Source organism: Candidatus Pantoea rara (assembly GCF_051136265.1).
GTDB lineage: Bacteria > Pseudomonadota > Gammaproteobacteria > Enterobacterales > Enterobacteriaceae > Pantoea > Pantoea rara.
Map to the genome: position 1 here is coordinate 2,850,857 of NZ_CP194942.1, position 24,748 is coordinate 2,875,604.

Genomic DNA, 24,748 nt, shown 5'->3' on the forward strand with positions numbered 1-24,748 from the left:
GGCGGGGTGTTAAAGGTAAAAACGGTAAAGCGCAACAAATAGCACCAGCATGGCAGGTAACGGGCTAAACAGCGCCTGCCATCGGGTTTGCTGTGGCCGGAAGCCGACACCGTGGATTACGCCACTGCAGACCGCCCAGATCAGCACCAGCCCCTGCAGGGCTGGCAACTGATCCGCGTGATTGGCAAAGCGGGTCGGATCCCACATTACACCACCTGCCGTCAGCAGCGCGAATATCAGTGAAAGGGCCCGTAACGGGCCCTTATCCATCAGATCATACAGCATCCGAATTGGCGTACGCATCAGTGAGGCTCATCCTGCGCTTCAACGTGTTCAATCGCCAGCGCCGTCACGATACCAAAGGCACAGGCCAGCAACGTGCCGAGAATCCAGGCAAAATACCACATGCGACATCTCCTTTATTAATAGAGTGAGTGACTGTTGCTTTCAATATGCTCTTTGGTAATACGGCCGAACATCTTCCAGTAGCACCAGGTGGTGTAAATCAGAATGATTGGGACAAAGATAGCGGCGGCAACGGTCATCGTTTGCAGCGTCAGCAGGCTGGACGTTGCATCCCACATCGTCAGGCTGGTACCCGGCACGGTACTGGATGGCATGATGAACGGAAACATCGCAATGCCGGCAGTCATGATGACACAGGCCAGTGTCAGTGAAGAGAACAGGAACGCCCAGGCGCCCTTCTCAACCCGCGAGCAGAGTATGGTCAGCAGCGGCAGCACTACGCCCAGCAGCGGGAACAGCCACAGCACAGGATGGTTCTGGAAGTTAACCATCCAGGCACCCGCTTCGCGCACCACCGTTTTACCCAGTGGGTTTGAGGCGGCGAAGTGATCCATCGTGCTGGTCACCACATAACCATCGATGCCATATTTCACCCAGACACCCGCAAGGATGAAGCAGATCATCATCACCAGGGCAGCAAGTTGAGCGGCAGTACGAGAACGCAGATGCAGTTCGCCAGTGGTGCGCATCTGCAGATAGGTTGCGCCCTGAGCCAGAATCATCGCCACGCTGACCATACCCGCCAGCAGACCAAACGGATTCAGCAACTGGAAGAAGTTGCCGGTATAGAACAGGCGCAGATACTCATCGGCATGGAATGGCACACCCTGTAACAGGTTGCCAAACGCTACGCCAATCACCAGCGGCGGCACGAAGCTGCCGATGAAAATGCCCCAGTCCCAGGCACCGCGCCAGCGGCTGTCTTCAATCTTCGAGCGGTAATCGAAGCCGACCGGACGGAAGAACAGCGATGCAAGCACCAGAATCATGGCCACGTAGAAGCCTGAAAAGGCCGCCCCATAGACCATCGGCCAGGCGGCAAACAGTGCGCCACCGGCCGTGATCAGCCAGACCTGGTTGCCGTCCCAGTGCGGGGCGATACTGTTAATCATAATGCGACGTTCAGTATCGGTACGACCCAGAATGCGCGTCAGCATGCCGACGCCCATATCAAATCCATCTGCGACAGCAAAGCCGATTAGCAGCACGCCAATCAACAGCCACCAGACAAAGCGCAGAACTTCATAATCAAACATGGTCGCTCTCCTTATCCCTGAACCGGCTGCGTGGTTGCCGTGATCTGCTCATGATGATAACGCCCGGTTTTCAGGCTGCTCGGCCCAAGGCGGGCGAATTTGAACATCAGGTACATCTCAGCCACCAGGAACAGTGTGTAGAGTCCGCAGATCAGAATCATTGAAAACAGCAGATCGCCAACGGTCAGAGAAGAGTTCGCTACCGCAGTCGGCAGAACTTCACCGATAGCCCAGGGCTGACGCCCATACTCTGCCACGAACCAGCCTGATTCGATCGCGATCCACGGCAGGGGAATACCCAACAGCGCCGCTTTCAGTAACCAGCGGTTTTTGCCGATGCGGTTACGTAATACGCTCCAGAACGCCAGCGCGATAATGCCCAGCAGCAGGACACCACACAGCACCATGATGCGGAAGGCGAAATAAAGTGGAGCGACACGCGGAATAGAGTCCTGCGTCGCCTTCATGATCTGTGCTTCGGTCGCATCCGCTACGTTATCGGTATAGCGTTTCAGTAGCAGACCGTAGCCGAGATCCTGCTTGTGACTGTTGAATGCGTCACGTACCGCCTGATCCTGGCTGCCACCGCGCAGTTCATTCAGCAGGGCATAGGCTTTCATGCCGTTACGGATGCGCACTTCATGCTGCGCCATCAGTTCTTTCAGGCCAGTCACCGGTGTATCGGTTGATCGGGTAGCGATCAGGCCCAGCAGCCAGGGGATCTGAATGGCATACCGGTTCTCCTGAGTTGCCTGATCGGGCAGGCCAAACAGGGTAAACGACGCCGGCGCGGGCTGGGTTTCCCACTCGGCTTCGATAGCCGCCAGCTTGGTTTTCTGCACATCACCCATTTCGTAACCAGACTCATCACCCAGCACGATCACTGACAGCACCGCCGCCATGCCAAAACTGGCCGCGATAGCGAATGAGCGTTTAGCAAAGGCGAAGTCACGGCCTTTCAGCATGTACCAGGCGCTGATGCCCATGATAAACATCGCGCCAGTTGTGTATCCGGCCGCGACGGTGTGAACGAATTTCACCTGCGCTACGGGGTTGAGCACCAGCTCAGAGAAGCTGACCATCTCCATGCGCATGGTTTCGAAGTTGAACTCAGAGGCGATAGGGTTTTGCATCCAGCCGTTAGCGACCAGAATCCACAGCGCAGACATATTCGAGCCCAGCGCCACCAGCCAGGTCACCGCCATGTGCTGCACTTTACCGAGTCGATCCCAGCCAAAAAAGAACAGGCCGACAAAGGTCGATTCCAGGAAGAATGCCATCAGACCTTCAATGGCGAGCGGCGCGCCGAAGATATCGCCGACGTAGTGAGAGTAATATGACCAGTTTGTCCCGAACTGAAATTCCATGGTCAGGCCGGTGGCGACACCCAGCGCAAAGTTAATACCAAATAACTTGCCCCAGAACTTCGTCATATCTTTATAAATTTGTTTACCGCTCAGGACATATACCGTTTCCATGATCGCCAGCAAAAACGCCATACCCAGCGTTAAAGGGACGAACAGAAAATGGTACATCGCCGTTAAGGCAAACTGTAACCGCGACAGCTCGACGATATCTAACATAAGGACTCCTTGCTCCTCGCTTTGTCTCCGTCACGCGCGCGTTCAGATCGAACGTAATCAGAGTCAGGAACGACTGTTTATTGATTCCAGTTTTTTTATTACCAGCAGAACAGGTTTTTGAGCTGCCCGAAAAGGCGAGTAGCGAACGAGGCAGCTCTGAAAATTGTCAATTAGCGCTTTCATTAACGCGTGCTTTAACAGGAGGAAAGTGGGTGTCATCCCGGGTTGAGCAGACGTTTGAAAATGTGTGTAAAAGGCTGGATTGATGCAGCGCAATTTACGCCTTTAGCGTCGCGCTTTGCCAGAGATATAGTTGGATATAAAACGTGATTTATTGATCTGGATTAACGCAATAAGTTTCCAGATAGAGTCAGGTGGGTTTCTTGTTAATGAAATGTCATTAATGAAATAAGGCGTGAAGAAATAGTTTACCTTTGCCACTTTTTATTAACGTGATAAACCGCGAACGGGTAATTTAACCGCGCCCTCCTCTTTTTAACGGCCTGCGTAATGCGCATGCGTGACCGGCATAAAAAAAGCCACCCGGAGGTGGCTTAGTTTCAGATGACACTGACTTATTTAATAGGTAATACAGCTTTAACTGCGTCACCGATGTCCGCCAGGCTGCGAACGGTCTTCACGCCTGCCGCTTCCAGCGCAGCAAATTTCTCATCTGCTGTGCCTTTACCACCGGCAATGATGGCGCCCGCATGGCCCATACGCTTACCTTTTGGCGCGGTTACGCCTGCAATGTAGCCCACAACCGGTTTAGTCACGTGCTCTTTAATGAAGGCTGCGGCTTCTTCTTCTGCACTACCGCCGATCTCACCGATCATCACGATAACTTCAGTCTGTGGGTCATCCTGGAACATTTTCAGGATGTCGATGAAGTTAGAGCCAGGGATCGGGTCACCGCCGATGCCGACGCAGGTTGACTGGCCGTAGCCGATGTCAGTGGTCTGCTTAACCGCTTCGTAGGTCAGAGTGCCTGAACGGGAGACGATACCAACACGGCCCGGCTGGTGAATGTGGCCTGGCATGATGCCGATCTTACATTCGCCTGGGGTGATAACACCCGGGCAGTTTGGACCGATCATTCGCACGCCTGCTTCATCCAGCTTCACTTTCACGGTCAGCATATCCAGCGTCGGGATACCTTCGGTGATGGTGATGATCAGTTTGATGCCTGCTTCGATCGCTTCCAGGATGCCATCTTTACAGAAAGGTGCTGGCACGTAGATCACGGTGGCGGTTGCGCCCGTCGCTTCTACGGCTTCGCGCACGGTGTTGAACACCGGCAAACCGAGGTGAGTCGTGCCACCTTTGCCTGGCGTTACGCCGCCAACCAGTTGGGTGCCGTAAGCCAGCGCCTGCTCAGAATGGAACGTCCCCTGGCCACCGGTGAAACCCTGGCAAATGACTTTGGTGTTTTTGTCGATCAGAATGGACATTATTTACCCTCCGCGGCAGCAACAACACGCTGTGCGGCGTCTGTCAGGCTGGTTGCTGCAATGATGTTCAGACCGCTGTCCGCCAGTTTCTGGGCGCCCAGCTCGGCGTTGTTACCTTCCAGACGTACCACCACTGGCACGTTCACACCCACTTCAGCCACTGCCCCGATGATGCCGTCGGCAATCAGGTCACAGCGTACGATACCGCCGAAGATGTTAACGAACACGGCTTTAACCGCATCGTCAGACAGGATGATTTTGAAGGCTTCGGTCACGCGCTCTTTGGTTGCGCCGCCGCCGACATCAAGGAAGTTGGCTGGTTGACCGCCGTGGTGCTTAACGATGTCCATGGTGCCCATCGCCAGGCCTGCGCCGTTAACCATACAACCGATGTTGCCTTCCAGCGCAACGTAGTTCAGTTCCCACTGTGTCGCATGGGCTTCACGTGGATCTTCCTGGCTTGGATCGCGCATTTCGCGCAGCTCTGGCTGACGGAACAGGGCATTGCCATCGGCACCCAGTTTGCCATCCAGACAGATCAGATCGCCCTGCTTAGTGATCACCAGCGGGTTGATCTCAACCATCGCCAGATCGCGCTCCAGGAACAGCGTCGCCAGACCCATAAAGATCTTGGTGAACTGTCCTACCAGCTTGCCAGTCAGGCCAAGTTTGAACGCCAGCTCACGGCCCTGATAAGGCTGCGGACCCGTCAGAGGATCCAGCGCCATTTTGTGAATCAGGTGCGGGGTCTCTTCCGCCACTTTTTCAATTTCCACGCCACCTTCAGTCGAGGCCATGAAAATCACGCGACGCGTTGCGCGATCGACCACAGCGCCCAGATAGAGCTCCTGATCGATATCGGTCGCCGCTTCAACCAGAATCTGGTTGACCGGCTGGCCGTTTGCATCTGTCTGATAGGTTACCAGGCGTTTGCCCAGCCAGTTTTCAGCAAATGCACGAATCTCTTCTTTGCTGTTAACCACTTTCACACCGCCCGCTTTACCGCGGCCACCGGCATGAACCTGACATTTAACTACCCACGGGCCTGCGCCAATTTTAGAGGCTGCTTCTTCCGCTTCACGTGGTGTAGTACAGGCGTAACCCGTTGGTGCCGGCATGCCATACCGTGCAAACAGTTGTTTCGCCTGGTATTCGTGTAAGTTCATGATGTTCTATCCATTCAGGTCTGAAAAGAGTATTGAGGTTGGGCGCGCGAGGCGCGCCCGGTGAAAATCAGACATCCAGCAGCAGGCGCGCCGGATCTTCCAGCATCTCTTTCACTGCAACCAGATAACCAACTGACTCACGGCCATCGATCAGACGGTGGTCGTAGGAGAGCGCCAGATACATCATTGGCAGCACCACGACCTGACCATTGACCGCCATCGGACGATCCTTGATGGCGTGCATGCCCAGGATGGCGCTCTGCGGTGGGTTGATGATCGGGGTAGACATCAGTGAACCAAAGACGCCGCCGTTGGTAATGGTGAAGTTACCGCCGGTCAGATCTTCCACTGTCAGCTTGCCATCACGGCCTTTAACTGCCAGCTCTTTGATTTTCTTCTCGATGTCCGCCATGCTCAGCGCATCAACGTCACGCAGGACTGGTGTAACCAGACCACGTGGCGTAGAGACCGCAATGCTGACGTCGAAGTAGTTGTGGTAAACCACATCTTCCCCATCGATAGACGCATTTACTTCCGGATAGCGTTTCAACGCTTCAACAACCGCCTTGATGTAGAAGGACATAAAGCCCAGACGTACACCGTGACGCTTCTCGAACGCCTCACCATACTGCTTACGCAGATCCATGATGGGTTTCATGTTGATTTCATTGAAGGTGGTCAGCATTGCAGTGCTGTTCTTCGCTTCCAGCAGACGCTCGGCAACACGCTTACGCAGACGCGTCATCGGCACGCGTTTTTCGCTGCGGTTAGCGACTGGCTGCTGTGGTGCAGCAGCAGCGGCTGGCGCGGCGGCTTTAGCAGCCTGCGGCTTGTCCGCCAGATGTTTTTCAACATCTTCACGGGTCAGACGTCCGCCAACACCGCTGCCTTTGATCTGCGAGGCATCAAGATTATGCTCTGCAATCAGGCGGCGGATAGCCGGGCTGAGCGCATCGTTGCTCTCTTCTTCCAGAGACGCAGTCTGACGCTGAGCCGGGGTAGACTCTTTGCTTTCAGACTTCGCACTGCTCTCTTTACCGGCGCTGTTGCCTTCTTTCAGACGACCCAGAATCTGGCGGGAAGTGACCGTTGCGCCCTCTTCTTCCAGGACCGCTTCCAGGATACCGTCAGCCGAGGCTGGCACTTCCAGCACAACTTTGTCGGTTTCGATTTCGACCAGCACTTCATCGCGAGTCACTGCATCGCCTGGTTTTTTGTGCCAGGTTGCCACAGAGGCATCGGCAACCGATTCAGGCAGGTCGGGAACGAGAATATCTACGCTACTCATTATCTTTCCTTTTAATTAATTAACGTTCAGCGCGTCATTAACCAGGTCTTGCTGCTGTTGTTGGTGTACGGACATATAACCCACGGCCGGTGAGGCGGAGGCCGGGCGGCCGGCATAACGTAAGGTCGCACCAAATGGCACAACTTCACGGAAATGATGCTGGCTGCAGTACCAGGCGCCCTGATTCAGCGGCTCTTCCTGACACCAGACAAAGTCCTGTACGTGAGAATACGCTTTTACTGCTTCCTGAACCGCATGATGCGGGAACGGATAGAGCTGCTCGATGCGCACAATAGCCACATCGGTCTGCTCATTTTTACGACGCTGCTCAAGCAGGTCGTAATAAACTTTACCGGAGCACAGCACGACGCGTTTCACGCCCTGCGGATCCAGATCGTCAACTTCGCCGATCGCAGGCTGGAAGCTGCCGTTAGCCAGTTCATCCAGCGTAGAGATCGCCAGCGGATGACGCAGCAGAGATTTCGGCGACATCACAATCAGCGGACGGCGCATACCGCGCAGCGCCTGACGACGCAGCATATGGTAAACCTGTGCGGGGGTAGACGGCACGCAGACCTGCATGTTCTGCTCAGCGCAAAGTTGCAGATAACGCTCCAGTCGCGCAGAGGAGTGCTCTGGCCCCTGGCCTTCATAACCGTGCGGCAGCAACATCACCAGGCCACACATACGGCCCCATTTCTGCTCGCCGGAGCTGATGAACTGGTCGATAACAACCTGTGCACCGTTGGCGAAGTCACCAAACTGCGCTTCCCAGATGGTCAGGATGCGCGGCTCTGCGGTGGCGTAGCCATACTCAAAGGCCAGTACCGCCTCTTCAGACAGCACGGAGTCCCAGACTCTGAACTGGCCCTGTCCGCTGTGCACATGGTGCAGAGGGGTATACGTTGAGCCGTTTGCCTGGTTGTGCACAACCGCGTGGCGGTGGAAGAAGGTGCCGCGACCGGTATCTTCACCCGACAGGCGAACCGGAATACCTTCATCAACCAGCGTGGCGTAGGCCAGGTTTTCTGCGCCGCCCCAGTCAAAGGCTTTCTCACCTTCAGCCATCAGACGACGATCGTTATAAATCTTGGCAACACGCGACTGCACTTCAACCTCTTCAGGCACCTGGCTGATACGCAGCGCCAGTTCCTTCAGACGTTTCATGTCGACCTGAGCCGGGTATGGCTCATCCCACTCGTGATTCAGATAAGGGGACCAGGTAAAGGAGTGCAGACTCATTGGACGCCATTCCGGCACCACACACTCGCCCGCATCCAGCGCGTCACGGTAAAGATTGACCATTTCGGTCGCATCTTCCTGCGTAGCAACGGCTTCACCTTCCAGACGATCGGCGTAGATTTTACGCGGCGTCGGGTGTTTTTTGATTTTCTGATACATCAGCGGCTGGGTCGCACTTGGCTCATCCGCCTCGTTGTGACCATGACGGCGATAGCAGACCAGATCGATAAACACATCACGTTTAAAGGTGTTGCGGTAATCGAGCGCCAGACGGGTTACAAAAGCAACCGCTTCCGGGTCATCTGCGTTGACGTGGAAAATCGGTGCCAGCACCATTTTGCCGATGTCGGTGCAGTAAGGGGTAGAACGCGCATCTTTCGGATTGGAAGTGGTAAAGCCAACCTGGTTGTTGATGACGATGCGAACGGTTCCGCCCACTTCATAGCCGCGCGCCTGAGACATGTTCAGGGTTTCCTGAACCACGCCCTGGCCAATCACAGCCGCATCACCGTGAATGGTGATCGGTAAGACTTTATTGCTGGCTGGCTCATCCAGACGGTCCAGACGGGCACGCACAGAACCCATGACCACCGGGCTGACGATCTCCAGGTGTGACGGGTTAAATGCCAGCGCCAGGTGAACCAGGCCGCCTTCGGTTTCCACGTCAGAGGAGAAGCCCATGTGGTACTTCACGTCACCGGTGCCCAGATGCTCTTTGTGCTTACCGGCGAACTCGTCAAACAGATCCTGTGGCTTTTTACCCAGCACGTTGATCAGCACGTTGAGACGACCACGGTGCGCCATACCCAGTACGACTTCACGGGTACCGCTTTTACCGGCGTGACGAATCATTTCGCGCAGCATCGGCACCAGCGCATCGCCGCCTTCCAGCGAGAAGCGTTTAGCCCCTGGGAACTTCGCCCCAAGATATTTTTCCAGCCCTTCTGCCGCAGTCAGCTCTTTCAGGAAACCTTTTTTCTCTTCGTTGCTGAACGCTGCACGGCCCGCGACCGACTCAAGACGCTGCTGAATCCAGCGTTTCTCATCGGTGTTGTTGATGTGCATATATTCTGCGCCAATCGAGCCGCAGTAAGTCTGCGTCAGCGCCTCGAAGAGATCGGCCAGCTTCATGGTGTCTTTGCCAATGGCAAAAGAACCTACGTTAAAGCTTTCCTGAAAATCAGCCTCGGTCAGATCGTGAAAAGCGGGTTCGAGATCGGTGACACGGTCCTGTTTCCACAGGCCAAGCGGATCAAGATTGGCATGCTGATGGCCGCGGAAACGAAACGCGTTGATCAGCTGCAGCACTTTCACTTGCTTGGAGTTGGTTTCCGGATCGGAGACAGATGAGGTGTAACGAGATGCATCTTTCGCCAGGCGACGGAAGTACTCACGTGTGGTGGAGTGAAACTGCTCAGGTTTCATTCCGGTGCCCGGTAACTGCTGGAACATCGAGCGCCACACTGCATCGACAGAGTCAGGATCGGTCAGGAAATCCTCATAGAGCTGCTCTATGTAAGACTGATTCGCGCCGGCCAGCCAGGAAGAGTCCAGCCAGGGCTTCATCGCGCTGTTCTGCATTGTGATCCCTTAAGCATTGCTATGCTTTTTTGAGGTTTCATTTGTTGCCGCTTTCGCGGTTTGCCGTAGTGAGTTCAGCGATACGAGCACTTTGCGCAGCGCGCGTGGCCCGTAAGGGAACCTTTGTAAACGTGGTCATCACCGCGCTTACAGAGGCTTCCGTAAAACACCGGGAACCTGAGGTTCCCGGTGAAGAGTACTTATGCGCCGCGCTGCAGCAACATCGACTTAATATGGCCGATGGCACGCGTCGGGTTCAGCCCTTTCGGGCATACGCTCACACAGTTCATGATGCTATGGCAGCGGAATACGCTGAAAGCATCATTCAGATTATCAAGACGCGCTTCCGTTTCGGTGTCGCGACTGTCAATCAGGAAGCGGTATGCCGCCAGCAGGCCAGCAGGACCGATGAACTTCTCAGGGTTCCACCAGAATGATGGGCATGAGGTTGAGCAGCAGGCACAGAGAATACACTCGTACAGGCCATCCAGGTGCTCACGCTCTTCCGGCATCTGCAGATGTTCACGCGCTGGCGGATTTTCCCCATTATTCAACAGGAAAGGCTTAATTTTCTCATACTGTGCATAAAACTGGCTCATGTCTACGACCAGGTCACGCACCACCGGTAAACCCGGCAAGGGACGGATAACGATCTTCTGTTTGCCGTTACCCAGTGCCGAGACGGGCGTAATGCAGGCCAGTCCATTTTTACCGTTCATGTTGAGGCCATCAGAGCCACACACGCCTTCACGGCAGGAGCGACGAAACGCCAGAGTAGGATCTTTCTCTTTCAGGCGAATCAGCGCATCCAGCAGCATCATGTCGCGACCGTCTTCCGACTCCAGGGTGTAATCCTGCATGCGCGGTTTGTCGTCAACGTCTGGATTGTAGCGATAAATTGAAAACTCGAGTCTCATGATCGTCTCCGAAATTAGTAGGTACGCACTTTCGGCGGGAAGGCCGCGCGCAGTTTCGGCTGCATGTTCACCTCACGGCGAGTCATACTTTCGGTTTCCGGGACATAAAGACTGTGGCACAACCAGTTTTCATCATCACGCTCCGGGAAGTCGAAGCGACTGTGCGCACCGCGGCTCTCGGTACGATAGTTAGCCGCTACTGCCGTGGCAAAGGCCGTCTCCATCAGGTTATCCAGCTCCAGACACTCAATACGTTGAGTATTGAAATCCGGTGAGCGGTCATCCAGACGCGCTGACTTCAGACGCTGACGAATCTCTTTCAGCTCTTCCAGACCCTGCGCCATCGCATCGCCTTCGCGGAATACAGAGAAGTTGTTCTGCATGCAACGTTGCAGCGCTTTACGAATCTCAACCGGATCTTCACCCGTGGTGTTGTTTTCCCAGCGGTTGAAACGCGCCATCGCTACGGCGATCTCATCTTCAGAAGCATCACGCAGGTCGCCCTGCTCATTAATACTTTCCAGCAGATGCAGACCGGCTGCACGGCCAAAGACCACCAGGTCAAGCAGTGAGTTACCGCCCAGACGGTTGGCACCATGCACGGATACACAGGCAATTTCGCCGACGGCGAACAGGCCTGGAATCACCACATCTTCGCCCTGCTCATTGACGCGCAGTGCCTGACCGGTCACTTTGGTCGGAATACCGCCCATCATATAGTGACAGGTCGGGATGACCGGGATGGGTTCTTTAATCGGATCGGCGTGCGCAAAGGTGCGGGACAGCTCAAGGATACCTGGCAGACGTGACTCAAGCACCTCTTTACCCAGGTGATCCAGTTTCAGCTTCAGATGCGGACCCCACGGGCCATCACAGCCGCGACCTTCACGGATTTCAATCATCATTGAGCGCGCAACCACGTCGCGGCCCGCCAGATCTTTGGCGTTCGGCGCATAACGCTCCATGAAGCGTTCGCCATGTTTGTTCAGCAGATAGCCGCCTTCACCACGACAGCCCTCGGTGACCAGCACGCCTGCACCGGCGATGCCGGTTGGATGGAACTGCCACATCTCCATATCCTGCACCGGTACGCCCGCACGCAGTGCCATACCGACGCCGTCACCGGTGTTGATATGCGCATTGGTGGTGGACTGGTAGATACGGCCTGCGCCGCCGGTTGCCAGAATGGTCGCTTTCGCTTTGAAATAAACGGTTTCACCGGTTTCGATGCAGATTGCGGTACAGCCCACGACTGCGCCATCAGCGTTTTTCACCAGATCCAGTGCATACCACTCAGAGAAGATGGTGGTTTTGTTTTTCAGGTTCTGCTGATAAAGCGTGTGCAGCAACGCGTGACCGGTACGGTCAGCTGCAGCTGCGGTACGTGCCGCCTGCTCGCCACCGAAATTCTTCGACTGACCACCAAACGGACGCTGATAAACACGACCATCTTCCAGACGCGAGAAAGGCAGGCCCATGTGCTCCAGTTCCAGAATCGCTTCCGGGCCGGTTTTGCACATATATTCAATCGCGTCCTGGTCACCGATGTAGTCGGAACCCTTGACGGTGTCGTACATATGCCATTCCCAGTTATCTTCATGGGTATTACCCAGCGCAACGGTAATACCACCCTGCGCAGATACGGTGTGGGAACGGGTCGGGAAAACTTTAGATAACAGAGCGCAGGTCTGGCCGCCCTGGGAGATTTGCAGTGCGGCCCGCATTCCTGCGCCACCTGCGCCGATTACCACGGCATCGAACTCTCTGATTGGCAAACTCATTTACACACCCCACACCACAACAAAGCCATAAATCGCATACCACAACAGCGCCACGACAATCACAAACTGCAACAACAGGCGAACCGGCAGCGATTTGACGTAGTCTGTTAACACCTGCCACATACCGATCCAGCCGTGGACCAGAATGGAGAACAGTGTCAGCAGCGTGAACACTTTAGTGAATGCGGACGCGAAGAAGCCACGCCACAGGTCATAAGTCAGCGTGTCTGTCATCACCACGAAACCGAGGATGTAGACGATGTAGAGCGTAATGAGGATTGCTGTTGCCCGCAGCAGCAGCCAGTCCTGAATGCCGTTGCGACCCAACGCGGATGCATTGCTTACCATACGAGGACTCCCGCCAGAATTGCCAGCACGACAGTGATCACAAAAGTCATATGGGCGGAACGCTTACCCACTTCCAGCGTTTCGGCCAGATAACCAAAATCCATCAACATATGACGAATCCCGCTCACCGCGTGATAGGCCAGCGCCGTTAAAATGCCCCACATAATGAACTTCGCGAAGAAGCCATCCATGATAGACGCAGCGTGCTGGAAACCTTCAGGAGAAGAGAGAGAGAGACCGAGCAGCCACAGCAGGATGCCAATGGCAACCAATGTGATTACGCCGGAGACGCGGTGAAGAATGGACGATATTGCAGTAACGGGAAACCGGATCGTCGAGAGATCCAAGTTGACAGGTCTTTGTTTTTTCACGGTTTTGCCCACACAGCTCTTTTTTATTTTGCTTCCTCCGGACCTGAGGCGGAGTCTAATCACAACGTGTGGCAGACTTAACCGTCACCAAAAAAGCAACATCCAGTGTTAAGTGACGCGGAAGTAAACGCTGGGTGGCTCCTGGTGTCAGGGTGTTCCGGAGACCTGCCAGGAGTATAGGAGGATCACATTCTGATTACAATTCCCCTACAAACTCTTTGGTATATTTTAGGTGGAACAGTGATCCTACTCACGATTTTCACAATTGATACAATTTTAATTATCTGATTTGACAATAGTTCAACAATTCAGTTACAAACTAAACCTATAAAAGCCTATGATGCACAAAAGTTATGGGGATACACTTTCCCCTAAGCGCAAGTTATGTAACATTGCGATAATGAGCTTTAAAAAGCATCAGGTTATTGGTTACCAAGAAGTTATGTCCTGAACGGATCTTTAACAACCGCGATATGCAGCATGTCCATGGCTCACCGGTTTCCACTGGAAACGCGCCGCTCACTCTGTACCCTGCACCGCTTTACCTCCGCAGAGTGATACTGTGTAGTTTTGCCAACCGCAACATGAACGCGTTTCAGGTGTCTAAAGATCCTTACCTACATAAGGCGCTATGGAGACGAAAATGACAGATAAAAAAGTAACGCTAACCCTGCAAGATGGAACATCTATTGAACTGGACGTGCTGAAAGGTACGCTGGGCCAGGATGTTGTTGATGTCCGCTCTCTGGGTTCAAGTGGCCTGTTCACCTTCGATCCCGGTTTTACGTCTACAGCGTCCTGCGAATCTGCCATCACCTTTATTGATGGTGACGAAGGCATTCTGCTGCACCGTGGTTTCCCTATTTCTGAGCTGGCGACCCACTCTAACTATCTGGAAGTCTGCTACATCCTGCTGAACGGCGAAGCGCCAAACCAGAAACAGTTTGATGAGTTCTGTAACACCGTTACCCGCCATACCATGATTCATGAGCAGATTACCCGCCTGTTCCACGGTTTCCGTCGTGACTCCCATCCAATGGCGGTAATGTGCGGTGTGACCGGTGCTCTGGCTGCGTTTTACCACGATTCGCTGGATGTAAACATTGAGCGCCACCGCGAAATCGCGGCATTCCGTCTGCTTTCCAAAATGCCGACGATGGCAGCAATGTGTTACAAATATTCAATCGGCCAGCCGTTTGTTTATCCACGCAACGACCTCTCTTATGCCGGTAACTTCCTGCATATGATGTTTGCTACGCCGTGCGAAGAGTACAAAGTGAATCCAGTGCTGGAACGCGCCATGGACCGTATCCTGATCCTGCATGCTGACCATGAGCAGAACGCCTCGACGTCGACCGTACGTACCGCGGGTTCAAGCGGCGCGAACCCGTTTGCCTGTATCGCTGCCGGGATCGCCTCCCTGTGGGGACCCGCGCACGGCGGTGCCAACGAAGCGACCCTGCGTATGCTGGAAGAGATCAGCACCGTTGAGCACATCCCGGAATTTGTTAAACGCGCCAAAGACAAGAATGATTCATTCCGTCTGATGGGCTTTGGTCACCGCGTGTATAAAAACTACGATCCACGTGCGACCGTAATGCGCGATACCTGCCATGAAGTGCTGAATGAGCTGGGTATGAAGGATGACCTGCTGGAAGTCGCGATGGAGCTGGAACACATTGCGCTGAACGACCCGTACTTCATCGAGCGTAAACTCTATCCAAACGTGGACTTCTACTCCGGTATCATTCTGAAAGCGATGGGTATTCCATCCTCCATGTTTACGGTGATCTTCGCGATGGCCCGTACTGTTGGCTGGATTGCACACTGGAAAGAGATGCACGACGAAGGCATGAAGATTGCCCGTCCGCGTCAGCTCTACACCGGTTATACCGAGCGCGAATTCAGTTCACAGCTGAAGAAGTAAGATTCGGTTGATAGCGGAGACGGCTCTCCGCTTGATGTTGCTTAAAAGCCGGGGGCGGTTGGCTGTAATACCGCGCCTGCGCAGAGAACATGGTCAGATCGGAAAGACGCAAAAGCCAGTCCATGGCACGCTCGTCCCGCGCCTTCACTGGCGCGGGACGCTTTCCTCCTCTGACCATGCTCCCTGCGCGTTAAGCTATTTTATTGCTATAAGATTCACACAGGCCTGGCTCTGTCAGCCGTAAGAGCATTTTACCCTTTTGACTTTACTGTCTATCTCTGACACCCCGGACACCAGTAAAACGGCCGTGATGAAAGTGTGCCCTTCTCAATTACCGTGCCACAGCGCCGGCATTGCTTACCCTGCCGATGAAACACCTCAAACTGAAACGCTGCTTCCTCATGATATTTCTTCATGGTTCCACGCATCCGATAAGCATGACGCGGCACTGACAGCAGCGCGTCGCTGAAAGCAGTCAGCTGATCGTCACTGAGATCCTGGACGCGATGCTGGGGCAGCAGCTGTGCCAGCCAGAGAATCTCGGCGCGCAGGTAATTTCCCAGCCCGGCCAGAAAAGCCTGATCCAGCAGCAGACCACTGAACTGTCGCCGCCTGAAACGGGGTGATAGCAGACGCTCTTTTACTTCATCCACGTTGAGCTGGCTGTTCAGCACATCTGGTCCGATGCGGGTCAGAAACGGATGCGCCGCCAGCGTATCAGCGTTAAGCAGTTCAATATCTGACGCGCTGTAAAGCAGAATCGCTTTACCCGCCGTCGCCAGCCTCACGCGCAACTGACGCGTGGTATTCAGTTCGGTATCGGGTTTCACAATCCGCCAGACACCATAAAGCTGGTTATGACTGTAAAGCGTCAGACCATTGCTGAAATGAGTCAGCAGCGCTTTACCCCGCGTCTCAATCGCCTGCACCTGCTCACCAATCAGCGAGGGTTCGTAGGTCTTGAGCTGAGGAAAGGCGAACCATGCTTCCGTTAACGGCTTACCCACAATGGCGGCTTCAAGCTTATCCGCCACGCGGCGAATTTCCGGTCCTTCAGGCATCGTTCTTCCTCTTAATGGGTGGCACCGCCAGCCTGTTTAATATCTTCGCTGGTCTCCAGCGTCACCTTCACTGCAATCGCCAGCGCCTGAACAATGGTGGCGACCGCCATGCTCGGCGCACCAGGATGCTGGGCCGCCTGTTCAGGCAGGTAAGGAATATGAATAAAGCCACCCCGCGCCGGACTCTCTTGCTGCTCAAGCCAGTGCAGCAGGCCATACATCACCCGGTTACAGGTGAAGGTACCGGCGGTCTGTGAGACCGATGCGGGGATGCCCGCTTCGCGCACTGCCGCCACAATCGCCTTGATGGGCAGACGTGAAAAATAGGCTGCTGGCCCGCCAGCCACAATCGGTTCATCCACCGGCTGATGACCGGCGTTATCCGGGATACGGGCGTCATCGACGTTAATGCCGATACGTTCCACGGTGATGTCGCTGCGGCCGCCCGCCTGCCCGACTGACAGAATCGCATCCGGTTTGATCTCTTCCAGCGCCTGGTTCAGCACAAGGAGTACTTCGCTGAATACCACGGGTAGCTGGCGAACCACGATGGTCGCCCCGCCAATCTGTTTGCCCTCCAGCGCGCGCACCGCTTCCCAGGAGGGATTAATCGTTTCACCGCCAAAGGGTTCAAAGGCGGTCATCAGGACAGTTTTCATGCAGCCTCACAGGAACATCAGGAAATAGAGCAGGAAAATATTAACGATTAACAGTAGCACACCGGTCGGAATCTGAGCCTTGATCACTGCATTACGATCGGGTAACTCCAGCAGCGCCGCCGGGACAATATTGAAGTTGGCCGCCATCGGCGTCATCAGCGTGCCGCAGTAACCGGAGAACATACCAATCGCCGCCATTACCGCTGGATTTCCGCCGTGCTGTAATACCAGAATGGGAATGCCGACGCCTGCGGTGATAATCGGAAATGCCGCAAACGCATTACCCATAATCATCGTTAACAGCGCCATCCCAACGGCATAGACGGTAACGGCGATAAAGCGGTTATCCACCGCCAGCCAGGTTTCTGTCAGATGCGAAATAGCGCTGCCCACGCCCGCGCTGGTAAACAGCAGTCCCAGCGTGGCGAGAATCTGTGGCAGGATAAAGGCCCAGCCAATCGAATCCAGCAGGCGACGGGTCTCCTGCATCGACTGCACCGGTTTTTCGTGCGTCAGTTTTAATGCTACCAGCCAGCCAATCACACAGCCGACCGTCATTGAAAAGAGTGTCACCAGCGTGGCGTGATTGCCGGGACCAAACACCGTATCCTGCAGGCCGGGAATATTGTTGAACGCCAGCACACCGACCACGGTCACGATCGGAATCGCCAGCGCGGGCAGAAACAGCTTATTGCGCAGACGCAGCGCACTGCCCTGTTTCTCTTCATCACTGCGCTGATGATAACGACCCAGCCGGACGCCTCCCAAACCAGCAATCAGTGCCATGACCACGACAATGCCCCCGATGATGATGTGCAGCATACGGGTGCCCGCTGCATCAGAACCCATCAGGCTGCTCATCAGCTGCGTCGCCCAGTCACCGACAAGAAAGACCAGGCCATATAAAGCCCAGAACAGCCCGGTGGTAAAGCGACGCGGATTCGCACTGTCACGCCAGGAGAGAATCGCCACCACCAGCAGGATAATGCCCGCCAGCCACATCAGATATTGTTGCTGGAACATTACTGACCTCCTTTGGCTTTCAGCGCCTGGCTGTTGAGCTGCTGCAGCTCACGTGCCAGCTGACGATCCAGACGCACCAGACGCGCGGAATGGATTAGGAAGGCAGCAACGGCAGTCGGAATGCCCCATAAGGCGATGTGCAGCGGCTCGGTCTGAATCCCGGCTGACTCCTGCATAAAGTTGTGCATAAAGATAATCGCGCCAAATGCCACGAAGATATCCTCACCAAAGAACAGGCCGACGTTATCCGTCGCCGCAGACATCGCGCGCAGTTTATGGCGCAGTTCAGGTGTGATCTCGCCATAGCGGTTTTCCGTGGCGCCTTCCGCCATCGGTGCCAGCAACGGACGCACCATCTGCGGATGTCCGCCGAGACTGGTTAATCCCAGTGCCGCAGTGATTTCACGCACAAACAGGTAGACGATCAGCAGACGTCCGGCGGTGGCAGTTTTGATCTGAGCAATCCACGCCTGCGCCCTTTCCTTCAGCCCGTGACGTTCCAGCAGGCCAATGACCGCCAGCGGCAGCAGCAGAATCAGCGGCAGGTTACGGGTATTCAGAAACCCTGCGCCAAGCTTTTCCAGAATGTCCGCCAGCGGCATCATTGCGGCCAGACCGGTCACAAATCCGGCGACAATGACTACCAGCACCGGATTAAAACGTAATACGAAGCCGACGACGATCGCGGCAATGCCCAATAGCGGCCAGAGATTCACTGCACTTTCCATGGATTCCCCCAGAGTTAAAAAAACCCGACATGAGCCGGGCTAAATGTGTTTTTATGCGCTGGTGACACGAATCTGCTGATCGGCAAACGCATCACGCAACCGCTGTGCAAACTGCAGGGCGTGCGCGCCATCACCATGTAAGCAGACGGTCTGTGCATTCACCGTCACCCATTCTCCAGTGATACTTTTAACTTTGCCCTGCTGCACCATCGTCAGCGTCTGATCGATAGCCTGCTGCTCATCTTCGATCAGCGCGCCCGGCTCGCTGCGCGGCACCAGCGCACCGGAGTTGAGATAGCCACGGTCAGCAAACACCTCCTCCCGCGTGCGTAAGCCATAATGCGCCGCAGCACGGATCGATTCGCTATTCGCCAGCCCGACCACAATCAGCTGACTGTCGACCGCCCTGATGGCGCGGGCAATGGCGTCCGCCAGTACCGGGTCAGCTGCGGCCTGGTTGTAGAGCATGCCGTGTGGTTTCACGTGAACCAGCCGCGCCCCCTCGCTTTCCGCCAGGCTTTTCAGCGCGCCAATCTGATAGATCATCTGGGCATAAACCGTTTCCGGCGGCAGCTGCATGGCGCTGCGGCCAAAGTTCTCGCGATCGGGAAAGGCAGGATGTGCCCCGATAGCGACACCGGATGCCTGCGCCCAGCGCACCGACTGCAGCATGGTCTGCGCATCACCGGCGTGAAAGCCACAGGCGATGTTGGCGGAACTCACCAGTTGCAGGAGCGCCTGATCGCTGGCGCAGCCCTCGCCCAGGTCGGCGTTTAAATCAATGTTCATTGAGTCCCCACGTCATCTGGTCCAGTGCGCGTTGCTGATGCTGACGGGCCAGCATTGCTTCCGGCAGTGTGCAGTGAATAAAGTGAATCGGCTCACCCAGACGGATTTGCGCCAGGTGATAGAGATCGGCTTCGATAACCGAGGCGATGCGGGGATAGCCGCCGGTAGTCTGGGCATCGGCCATCAGCACGATGGGCTGTCCGTTTGGTGGCACCTGAATCACACCCGGCATTACGCCGTGTGACAATAGCTCGCGCGGGCGCTCACGTTTAAGCTCACGTCCCTCCAGCCGGTATCCCATCCGATTACTTTGCGGGCTGAGTTTCCAGGCGGTGCGCCAGAACGCCTGCTGCGCTTCGGGGCTGAACTCGTGATACTCCGGACCGGGCAAGGCGCGAATGCGGTTACCCCACAGCAGTTGTCGTACACCGACTTTGCGGTCGAACTGACGGGTCGGTTTACCCAACGGGACCTGATCGCCATCCTGCAAGGCGCGCCCCTGAAATCCGCCAAATTTTGCTTTAAGGTCGGTGCTGACAGAGCCAAGCACCGCCGGGATGTCAAAACCGCCCTGCACCGCCAGATAGCTGCGCATACCGCGCTGCGGCATCGCCAGCGACAGGACCTGCCCGCGTTTCACCGGCGTGCGCCAGCCCGTCCAGACCGGCTGACCGTCCAGCTCCGCATGGCAGCCTGCACCCGTCAGCGCAAACCATCCATCACGGGTAAATTCCGCTTTGAACTGGCCGAGCACCATCTCCAGTACCGCGCTGTCGGGGGCATTGCCCACCAGCACATTGGCGGTAAACATGGCGGGATGATCCAGCACGCCACCGGGGCTGATGCCATACTGACGCCAGCCGTAGCGGCCCGCATCCTGAATAGTAGCGGCCAGACCGGCTCGCAGAATATTTAACATACGCCCTCCTGTTGTGGCACAAAGCGTACCCTGTCACCGGGGCGGAGCAGCGTGGGCGGTTGCTGCAGAGGATCAAACAGCGCGGTGCGTGTCTGGCCGATTAACTGCCAGCCGCCGGGCGAAGCCAGCGGATAGACGCCGGTCTGGCTACCGCCGATGCCGACCGATCCGGCGGGTACCGCGACCCGGGGCTCAGCCCGACGCGGAATGTGCAGACGCGGATCCAGTCCGCCCAGATAGGGGAAGCCCGGCTGAAAGCCGATAAAAAACACCACATAATCGTTGCTGCTGTGCAGCTCAACTACCTGACGAGGCGTCAGCGCGGCATGTTCCGCCACCACGTTCAGATCGGGGCCAGACTCCCCGCCGTAGATCACCGGGATTTCTACCAGACGCGACGCTGGCAACTGCGCCTCACTCTCTTCCCACCAGCGCTGAAGCCGCTCTATCGCGTCCAGCGGACTCTGCTGGGGATCCCGCAGATGCAGGGTAATATTGTTCATGCCGGGAATGACCTCCAGCACGTCCGCGTAGGACTGCAGTCGCTGATTCAGTCCCCAGATACGGTGCTGACTCTCCAGTGAGACCGGCGGTTCCAGCTCCAGCACAACAGCGCGTTCACCCAATAAATAACACCGTGCTCGTTGCAACAGCTACCTCCCGCCTGGTTAAGATCGCGTCTGACCGGATGCCCGGTTCAGCCGATGGCTTATCTACATAAAGCAAATAGTTATGCGAAAGTGACGGGGATGTGTCAACAGATTTAGGTCCTGCGCAGGCGCGCAGGACCTGTGAAGGGGATCAGGCAGGATTAGGAATATCGATGAAGGTCACATCCAGATCGTGGTGCTGCGCCAGCCACTCACCCAGGGCTTTTACGCCGCCGCGCTCGGTCGCGTGATGGCCTGCAGCAAAGAAATGCAGCCCCTGCTCGCGTGCGCTGTGAATGGTCTGTTCAGAGACTTCACCCGTGATATAGGCATCGACGCCCGCAGCGGCAGCCTGGTCGATGAAGCCTTGCCCACCCCCACTGCACCAGGCAATGCGACGAATCAATGCCGGCGCATTGTCACCGCAATGCAGCGGTTCACGTCCCAAACGATCGCTGATTCGGCGGGCCAGCTCTTCGCCGGAAATCGGCTCAGCCAGCTCGCCCCAGAACACCAGCGGCATCACTTCGCCACGCACGTCGATATCCAGTAGTTTCGCCAGCTGGGCGTTATTGCCTGATTCGGGATGCGCATCGAGCGGCAGGTGCCAGCCATAAAGATTAATATCGTTAGCCAGCAGGGTCCGCAGACGGCGGCGCTTCATGCCTTTAATGACAGCCGGTTCACTTTTCCAGAAATAGCCATGATGGACAATAATCGCATCGGCCTGACGTGCTACCGCTTCATCCAGCAGGGCCTGGCAGGCTGTCACGCCAGTGATAATTGTTTTGACTTCGCTCCGTCCCTCCACCTGCAAACCGTTGGGGGCGTAATCACTGAAGCTGTGGCTGTCGAGTTGCTGGTTGATCAGCGTCTCTAATTCGTAATGGTTCATTCAGGCTCCTTCGAGGCCTCAGGCGGCGCTTTTGGCGCGCTCAAAGGCGTCTAATGTCTTTTTACGGGCTACCTTATGATCCACGATTGGTGCCGGATAATCGAGTTTCTTATGATGCTTCTCTGCCCAGACATGGGGCTGGTGAATATCGCTGTCAGGGACGTCGGCGAGTTCCGGCAGATAGTGACGGATAAAATCGCCCTTTTCATCGAAACGCTCGCCCTGCGTCGTCGGGTTGAAGATACGAAAATAGGGAGCCGAGTCCGTGCCAGTCGATGCCGCCCACTGCCAGCCGCCGTTGTTTGCGGCCAGGTCACCATCAATCAGCTGCTGCATGAAGTAACGTTCACCTTCGCGCCAGTCAATCAGCAGATCTTTCACCAGGAAACTGGCGGTGATCATGCGCAGGCGGTTGTGCATCCAGCCCAGCGCATTCATCTGACGCATCGCGGCATCGACAATCGGGTAGCCGGTTTTACCCGCTTTCCAGGCATCGAAATGCGCGTCGTTACGCTGCCATTCCACATTACGGGTCCAGCCGATAAACGGCTGATGCCGACACATCGCCGGATAAGCCACCAGCAAATGGCGGTAGAACTCACGCCAGATCAACTCGTTCAGCCACGTAAATGCGCGACTGTTATCCAGCGCATCGGGATGTTCATGCAACACGCGATGCAGACACTGACGGGGCGAAAGCACGCCGGTCGCCAGATAGATCGACAGACGGCTGGTAGCGTCGAGCGCCGGAAGGTCACGCTTTGCGGGATAGTCAAGAATGGGTTGAGTGGCGAAATGGCGCAACCGCTTCAGCGCAGCCGTTTCGCCTGCCGGGAACAGATCCTGATCAAAGTCTTCGGCTGGATAGTCAAAAGCAGGAATCGGGGTGGTTTTCACCGGCGCACCTTTACGCGGTTTCGGTGCTGGCACGCACTCCGGCAGTCCCTGCTGTAAGCGGCGCACGAAAGCCTTGCTGAAAGGCGTAAACACTTTGTACATCGAGCGATCGCCGCTCTGCACGCTGCCGGGCGGCAGTAACAGGCTGTCATCAAAGCCCTGGCAAATCACGCCCGCTTCATTGAGGCGCTTTTCAGCCTCCGCATCGCGCTGGCGCTCGTTAACTTCATACTGGTAATTGTAGAAAAGCTGATCGACCTGCTGCTCTGCACAGAACTGCATCAGCGCATCAACACTGTCGCTGAAGGCATGACATGTCTGGTAGTGCAGCCCGATACCCCGCTCAGCCAGCGCACTCTGCACCTGCAACAGACTGGCGTGGATAAACGCCGCCTGCTTTGGGGACATATCATGCCGCTGCCACTGTTGCGGCGTCGCAAGGTAGAGTGCAATCACTTTTGCCTCGCTGTCGCGGCAGGCGGCGTGTAGCGCAAGATTGTCGTTAATGCGTAAATCGTTACGCAGCCAGACCAGATGGGTGGTCATACGCCTCCTGAATTACTGTCCATAGCGTAAGCACAAGGCTTCGGGATAGGGATCAAAATAACGTTGCTGTGCCAGCCACGGATGCGGGTATTCGGCCATGTAGTGCTTGAGAATGGTGATCGGCACCAGCAAGGGTTGTGTACCCTGACGATAGCGGTCAATCAGGGTTGCCAGCTCCTGGCGCTGTGGTGAGCTCAGATGCGAACGGAAGTAGCCCTGCACATGCATCAGCACATTGGTGTGATTACGACGTGAGGCGGGACGTGACATCAGTTCCATCATTCGATTGCGATACTCAAAGGCAAAGGCCTCCAGCGACGCCCACTCGCTCATTGAGGCGACAAACGGTCCCAGTTCGCGGTATTTTTCCTGTGAGTGCGCCAGCATCATCAGTTTGTAGCGGCTGTGAAAAGCAATCAGCCCCTGACGGGTCAGGCCGTTTTCCCACATCTGATTAAACTCATGCAGCGCACAAATGCGGCCAATGAAGTTCTCACGCAGGGCAGGATCGTGCAGGCGCCCGTCTTCTTCCAGTGGCAGCCAGGGCATTTCGCGCTGCAGAAATTCAGCAAAAATGCCGGTGCCCACTTTACGGTTATTGTTGTTGTCCGGCTCGTAGACCCGCACACGCTCCATGCCGCAGCTGGGAGATTTGGCACACAGAATATAGCCACAGAGATGATGGAGCGATTTTACCCGCCCGCCGGACCAGTCACGCATCTGCGTGGTGACCTCCTCTCCGCCATCTTTACTGAAGCAGAGATGCAGCTCGTCATCACCCTGTTTTACCAGTCGTAAAGCCGGGCGTGGTGTGGGCAGACCAATCGCCATTTCCGGGCAGATCGGCTCAAAGTGGACAAATGGGGTAAGATCGTCGGTCGCAAAAGTAAGACGCTTATGCCCACCATCAAATCTGACGCGGTCGCCGAGCAGGCAGGCACTGATTCCAACGGGGATTTTTTTGCTCATACTTGTACAACCTCCGAAATCTTGTAGAGGTTTAAGTGTAGCGCAAAATGGTCAGGAAAAAAGGTTTAAAACGCGGTTCCGATCAGCTTATTCTCAGAAAAATCGCAAAAAAAAGCCCGGTCGGTTGACCAGGCCTGTTTTGCAGCAGGGCAAATTACCAGAACGCGCCGCCACCGGCTTCAGACTGCGCCAGCCAGACCGGCTTCGCGCTGGTCTTACACCAGACGCGGTGCAGATAACTGTAGAAACGCGCCCGATCCTGTCGGAACAACATGACAGGCAGTGCCAGAACGCCGAGAAGAACCACCAGCGTACGGCGTGCGATAATTTTGTAACGTGGATAAGCCTGATACATGGTTTCTCCTCCCGGTAAGATAAAATGTTCGAATGTGATC

24 protein-coding genes are annotated in these 24,748 nt (G+C 55.6%); 1 reads left to right on the top strand and 23 read right to left on the bottom strand.

Annotation, left to right across the window (positions count from 1 at the left end):
- Positions 1-9 precede the first annotated feature (9 nt).
- The 12 genes from ybgE to sdhC form a co-directional block, all read right to left on the bottom strand.
- Positions 10-303, bottom strand: a complete 294-nt coding sequence (gene ybgE / locus ACR8BF_RS13555; RefSeq protein ID WP_434745116.1) for a cyd operon protein YbgE — start codon at positions 301-303, stop codon at positions 10-12.
- Entirely contained in the window at positions 303-407 is a 105-nt protein-coding gene (gene cydX, locus ACR8BF_RS13560) for a cytochrome bd-I oxidase subunit CydX (RefSeq protein ID WP_072040350.1), read from the bottom strand. The genes ybgE and cydX overlap by 1 nt, the downstream gene beginning before the upstream one ends.
- Positions 408-422: 15 nt before the next feature.
- Positions 423-1,562, bottom strand: coding sequence for a cytochrome d ubiquinol oxidase subunit II (gene cydB, locus ACR8BF_RS13565; protein ID WP_434745117.1), 1,140 nt, complete (start codon positions 1,560-1,562; stop codon positions 423-425).
- A gap of 11 nt (positions 1,563-1,573) precedes the next feature.
- Positions 1,574-3,145: a cytochrome ubiquinol oxidase subunit I gene (gene cydA / locus ACR8BF_RS13570; RefSeq protein ID WP_292990149.1), complete on the bottom strand. Its 1,572-nt coding sequence runs from the start codon at positions 3,143-3,145 to the stop codon at positions 1,574-1,576.
- Between the two features lie 575 nt (positions 3,146-3,720).
- A complete protein-coding gene (sucD, locus tag ACR8BF_RS13575) occupies positions 3,721-4,596 on the bottom strand; it encodes a succinate--CoA ligase subunit alpha (protein WP_090962952.1) in 876 nt (291 codons plus the stop codon).
- Positions 4,596-5,762, bottom strand: a complete 1,167-nt coding sequence (sucC, locus tag ACR8BF_RS13580; RefSeq protein ID WP_003853151.1) for an ADP-forming succinate--CoA ligase subunit beta — start codon at positions 5,760-5,762, stop codon at positions 4,596-4,598. Before sucC ends, sucD begins: the two co-directional genes overlap by 1 nt.
- A 67-nt stretch (positions 5,763-5,829) precedes the next feature.
- On the bottom strand, positions 5,830-7,050 hold the full coding sequence (gene odhB, locus ACR8BF_RS13585; protein ID WP_434745118.1) for a 2-oxoglutarate dehydrogenase complex dihydrolipoyllysine-residue succinyltransferase: 1,221 nt from the start codon (positions 7,048-7,050) through the stop codon (positions 5,830-5,832).
- A 15-nt stretch (positions 7,051-7,065) separates the two neighbouring features.
- The gene (gene sucA / locus ACR8BF_RS13590) at positions 7,066-9,873 is read right to left on the bottom strand and encodes a 2-oxoglutarate dehydrogenase E1 component (protein ID WP_179896493.1); all 2,808 of its coding nucleotides are present in this window, start codon (positions 9,871-9,873) and stop codon (positions 7,066-7,068) included.
- Positions 9,874-10,073: 200 nt separating this feature from the next.
- Positions 10,074-10,790, bottom strand: a complete 717-nt coding sequence (locus ACR8BF_RS13595; RefSeq protein ID WP_179896495.1) for a succinate dehydrogenase iron-sulfur subunit — start codon at positions 10,788-10,790, stop codon at positions 10,074-10,076.
- 14 nt (positions 10,791-10,804) lie between these two features.
- Positions 10,805-12,571 carry a succinate dehydrogenase flavoprotein subunit gene (sdhA, locus tag ACR8BF_RS13600; protein ID WP_179896497.1) on the bottom strand — a complete coding sequence of 589 codons (1,767 nt, stop codon included), beginning with the start codon at positions 12,569-12,571 and terminating at the stop codon, positions 10,805-10,807.
- Complete coding sequence (gene sdhD / locus ACR8BF_RS13605) at positions 12,572-12,919, bottom strand: succinate dehydrogenase membrane anchor subunit (protein WP_008925023.1); 348 nt, start codon at positions 12,917-12,919, stop codon at positions 12,572-12,574.
- Positions 12,913-13,302 carry a succinate dehydrogenase cytochrome b556 subunit gene (gene sdhC / locus ACR8BF_RS13610; RefSeq protein WP_033782341.1) on the bottom strand — a complete coding sequence of 130 codons (390 nt, stop codon included), beginning with the start codon at positions 13,300-13,302 and terminating at the stop codon, positions 12,913-12,915. Before sdhC ends, sdhD begins: the two co-directional genes overlap by 7 nt.
- Positions 13,303-13,933: 631 nt before the next feature.
- Between sdhC and ACR8BF_RS13615 the strand changes: the two genes are divergently transcribed.
- Positions 13,934-15,217: a citrate synthase gene (locus ACR8BF_RS13615; protein ID WP_179896499.1), complete on the top strand. Its 1,284-nt coding sequence runs from the start codon at positions 13,934-13,936 to the stop codon at positions 15,215-15,217.
- A 272-nt stretch (positions 15,218-15,489) separates the two neighbouring features.
- On the opposite strand, the gene nei is transcribed toward ACR8BF_RS13615, so the two are convergent.
- The 11 genes from nei to ACR8BF_RS13670 form a co-directional block, all read right to left on the bottom strand.
- Positions 15,490-16,278, bottom strand: coding sequence for an endonuclease VIII (gene nei / locus ACR8BF_RS13620; RefSeq protein ID WP_434745119.1), 789 nt, complete (start codon positions 16,276-16,278; stop codon positions 15,490-15,492).
- Positions 16,279-16,289: 11 nt separating this feature from the next.
- Positions 16,290-16,937 carry a pyroglutamyl-peptidase I gene (gene pcp, locus ACR8BF_RS13625; protein WP_434745120.1) on the bottom strand — a complete coding sequence of 216 codons (648 nt, stop codon included), beginning with the start codon at positions 16,935-16,937 and terminating at the stop codon, positions 16,290-16,292.
- 6 nt (positions 16,938-16,943) lie between these two features.
- Complete coding sequence (locus ACR8BF_RS13630) at positions 16,944-17,960, bottom strand: DUF979 domain-containing protein (RefSeq protein ID WP_434745121.1); 1,017 nt, start codon at positions 17,958-17,960, stop codon at positions 16,944-16,946.
- Positions 17,960-18,688 carry a DUF969 domain-containing protein gene (locus ACR8BF_RS13635; RefSeq protein WP_161732131.1) on the bottom strand — a complete coding sequence of 243 codons (729 nt, stop codon included), beginning with the start codon at positions 18,686-18,688 and terminating at the stop codon, positions 17,960-17,962. Before ACR8BF_RS13635 ends, ACR8BF_RS13630 begins: the two co-directional genes overlap by 1 nt.
- Positions 18,689-18,739: 51 nt before the next feature.
- Positions 18,740-19,477 carry a 5-oxoprolinase subunit PxpA gene (gene pxpA / locus ACR8BF_RS13640; protein ID WP_434745122.1) on the bottom strand — a complete coding sequence of 246 codons (738 nt, stop codon included), beginning with the start codon at positions 19,475-19,477 and terminating at the stop codon, positions 18,740-18,742.
- Complete coding sequence (gene pxpC, locus ACR8BF_RS13645; RefSeq protein WP_179896508.1) at positions 19,467-20,396, bottom strand: 5-oxoprolinase subunit PxpC; 930 nt, start codon at positions 20,394-20,396, stop codon at positions 19,467-19,469. Before pxpC ends, pxpA begins: the two co-directional genes overlap by 11 nt.
- Entirely contained in the window at positions 20,390-21,046 is a 657-nt protein-coding gene (gene pxpB, locus ACR8BF_RS13650) for a 5-oxoprolinase subunit PxpB (RefSeq protein WP_434745123.1), read from the bottom strand. The genes pxpC and pxpB overlap by 7 nt, the downstream gene beginning before the upstream one ends.
- A 151-nt stretch (positions 21,047-21,197) precedes the next feature.
- Complete coding sequence (locus ACR8BF_RS13655; RefSeq protein ID WP_292990102.1) at positions 21,198-21,941, bottom strand: type 2 GTP cyclohydrolase I; 744 nt, start codon at positions 21,939-21,941, stop codon at positions 21,198-21,200.
- An 18-nt stretch (positions 21,942-21,959) separates the two neighbouring features.
- Positions 21,960-23,384 carry a deoxyribodipyrimidine photo-lyase gene (phrB, locus tag ACR8BF_RS13660; protein WP_179896514.1) on the bottom strand — a complete coding sequence of 475 codons (1,425 nt, stop codon included), beginning with the start codon at positions 23,382-23,384 and terminating at the stop codon, positions 21,960-21,962.
- A gap of 12 nt (positions 23,385-23,396) precedes the next feature.
- Positions 23,397-24,353 (bottom strand): YbgA family protein, encoded by a 957-nt coding sequence (locus ACR8BF_RS13665; protein WP_434745124.1) that lies wholly within the window; start codon positions 24,351-24,353, stop codon positions 23,397-23,399.
- Positions 24,354-24,507: 154 nt separating this feature from the next.
- Positions 24,508-24,708 (bottom strand): DUF2517 family protein, encoded by a 201-nt coding sequence (locus tag ACR8BF_RS13670; protein ID WP_090962986.1) that lies wholly within the window; start codon positions 24,706-24,708, stop codon positions 24,508-24,510.
- Between the last annotated feature and the right edge of the window lie 40 nt (positions 24,709-24,748).

Bases quoted from the DNA above. Each gene is read 5' to 3' on its own strand.
- nei (WP_434745119.1), bottom strand. From the start codon at position 16,278: ATGCCTGAAGGACCGGAAATTCGCCGCGTGGCGGATAAGCTTGAAGCC.
- sucA (WP_179896493.1), bottom strand. From the start codon at position 9,873: ATGCAGAACAGCGCGATGAAGCCCTGGCTGGACTCTTCCTGGCTGGCC.
- sucD (WP_090962952.1), bottom strand. From the start codon at position 4,596: ATGTCCATTCTGATCGACAAAAACACCAAAGTCATTTGCCAGGGTTTC.
- odhB (WP_434745118.1), bottom strand. From the start codon at position 7,050: ATGAGTAGCGTAGATATTCTCGTTCCCGACCTGCCTGAATCGGTTGCC.
- pcp (WP_434745120.1), bottom strand. From the start codon at position 16,937: ATGAAAACTGTCCTGATGACCGCCTTTGAACCCTTTGGCGGTGAAACG.
- sdhA (WP_179896497.1), bottom strand. From the start codon at position 12,571: ATGAGTTTGCCAATCAGAGAGTTCGATGCCGTGGTAATCGGCGCAGGT.
- phrB (WP_179896514.1), bottom strand. From the start codon at position 23,384: ATGACCACCCATCTGGTCTGGCTGCGTAACGATTTACGCATTAACGAC.
- cydA (WP_292990149.1), bottom strand. From the start codon at position 3,145: ATGTTAGATATCGTCGAGCTGTCGCGGTTACAGTTTGCCTTAACGGCG.
- ACR8BF_RS13670 (WP_090962986.1), bottom strand. From the start codon at position 24,708: ATGTATCAGGCTTATCCACGTTACAAAATTATCGCACGCCGTACGCTG.
- cydX (WP_072040350.1), bottom strand. From the start codon at position 407: ATGTGGTATTTTGCCTGGATTCTCGGCACGTTGCTGGCCTGTGCCTTT.
- ACR8BF_RS13635 (WP_161732131.1), bottom strand. From the start codon at position 18,688: ATGGAAAGTGCAGTGAATCTCTGGCCGCTATTGGGCATTGCCGCGATC.
- ACR8BF_RS13615 (WP_179896499.1), top strand. From the start codon at position 13,934: ATGACAGATAAAAAAGTAACGCTAACCCTGCAAGATGGAACATCTATT.
- ACR8BF_RS13665 (WP_434745124.1), bottom strand. From the start codon at position 24,353: ATGAGCAAAAAAATCCCCGTTGGAATCAGTGCCTGCCTGCTCGGCGAC.
- pxpC (WP_179896508.1), bottom strand. From the start codon at position 20,396: ATGTTAAATATTCTGCGAGCCGGTCTGGCCGCTACTATTCAGGATGCG.
- sdhD (WP_008925023.1), bottom strand. From the start codon at position 12,919: ATGGTAAGCAATGCATCCGCGTTGGGTCGCAACGGCATTCAGGACTGG.
- cydB (WP_434745117.1), bottom strand. From the start codon at position 1,562: ATGTTTGATTATGAAGTTCTGCGCTTTGTCTGGTGGCTGTTGATTGGC.
- ACR8BF_RS13655 (WP_292990102.1), bottom strand. From the start codon at position 21,941: ATGAACCATTACGAATTAGAGACGCTGATCAACCAGCAACTCGACAGC.
- ACR8BF_RS13595 (WP_179896495.1), bottom strand. From the start codon at position 10,790: ATGAGACTCGAGTTTTCAATTTATCGCTACAATCCAGACGTTGACGAC.
- ACR8BF_RS13630 (WP_434745121.1), bottom strand. From the start codon at position 17,960: ATGTTCCAGCAACAATATCTGATGTGGCTGGCGGGCATTATCCTGCTG.
- pxpA (WP_434745122.1), bottom strand. From the start codon at position 19,477: ATGAACATTGATTTAAACGCCGACCTGGGCGAGGGCTGCGCCAGCGAT.
- sucC (WP_003853151.1), bottom strand. From the start codon at position 5,762: ATGAACTTACACGAATACCAGGCGAAACAACTGTTTGCACGGTATGGC.
- ybgE (WP_434745116.1), bottom strand. From the start codon at position 303: ATGCGTACGCCAATTCGGATGCTGTATGATCTGATGGATAAGGGCCCG.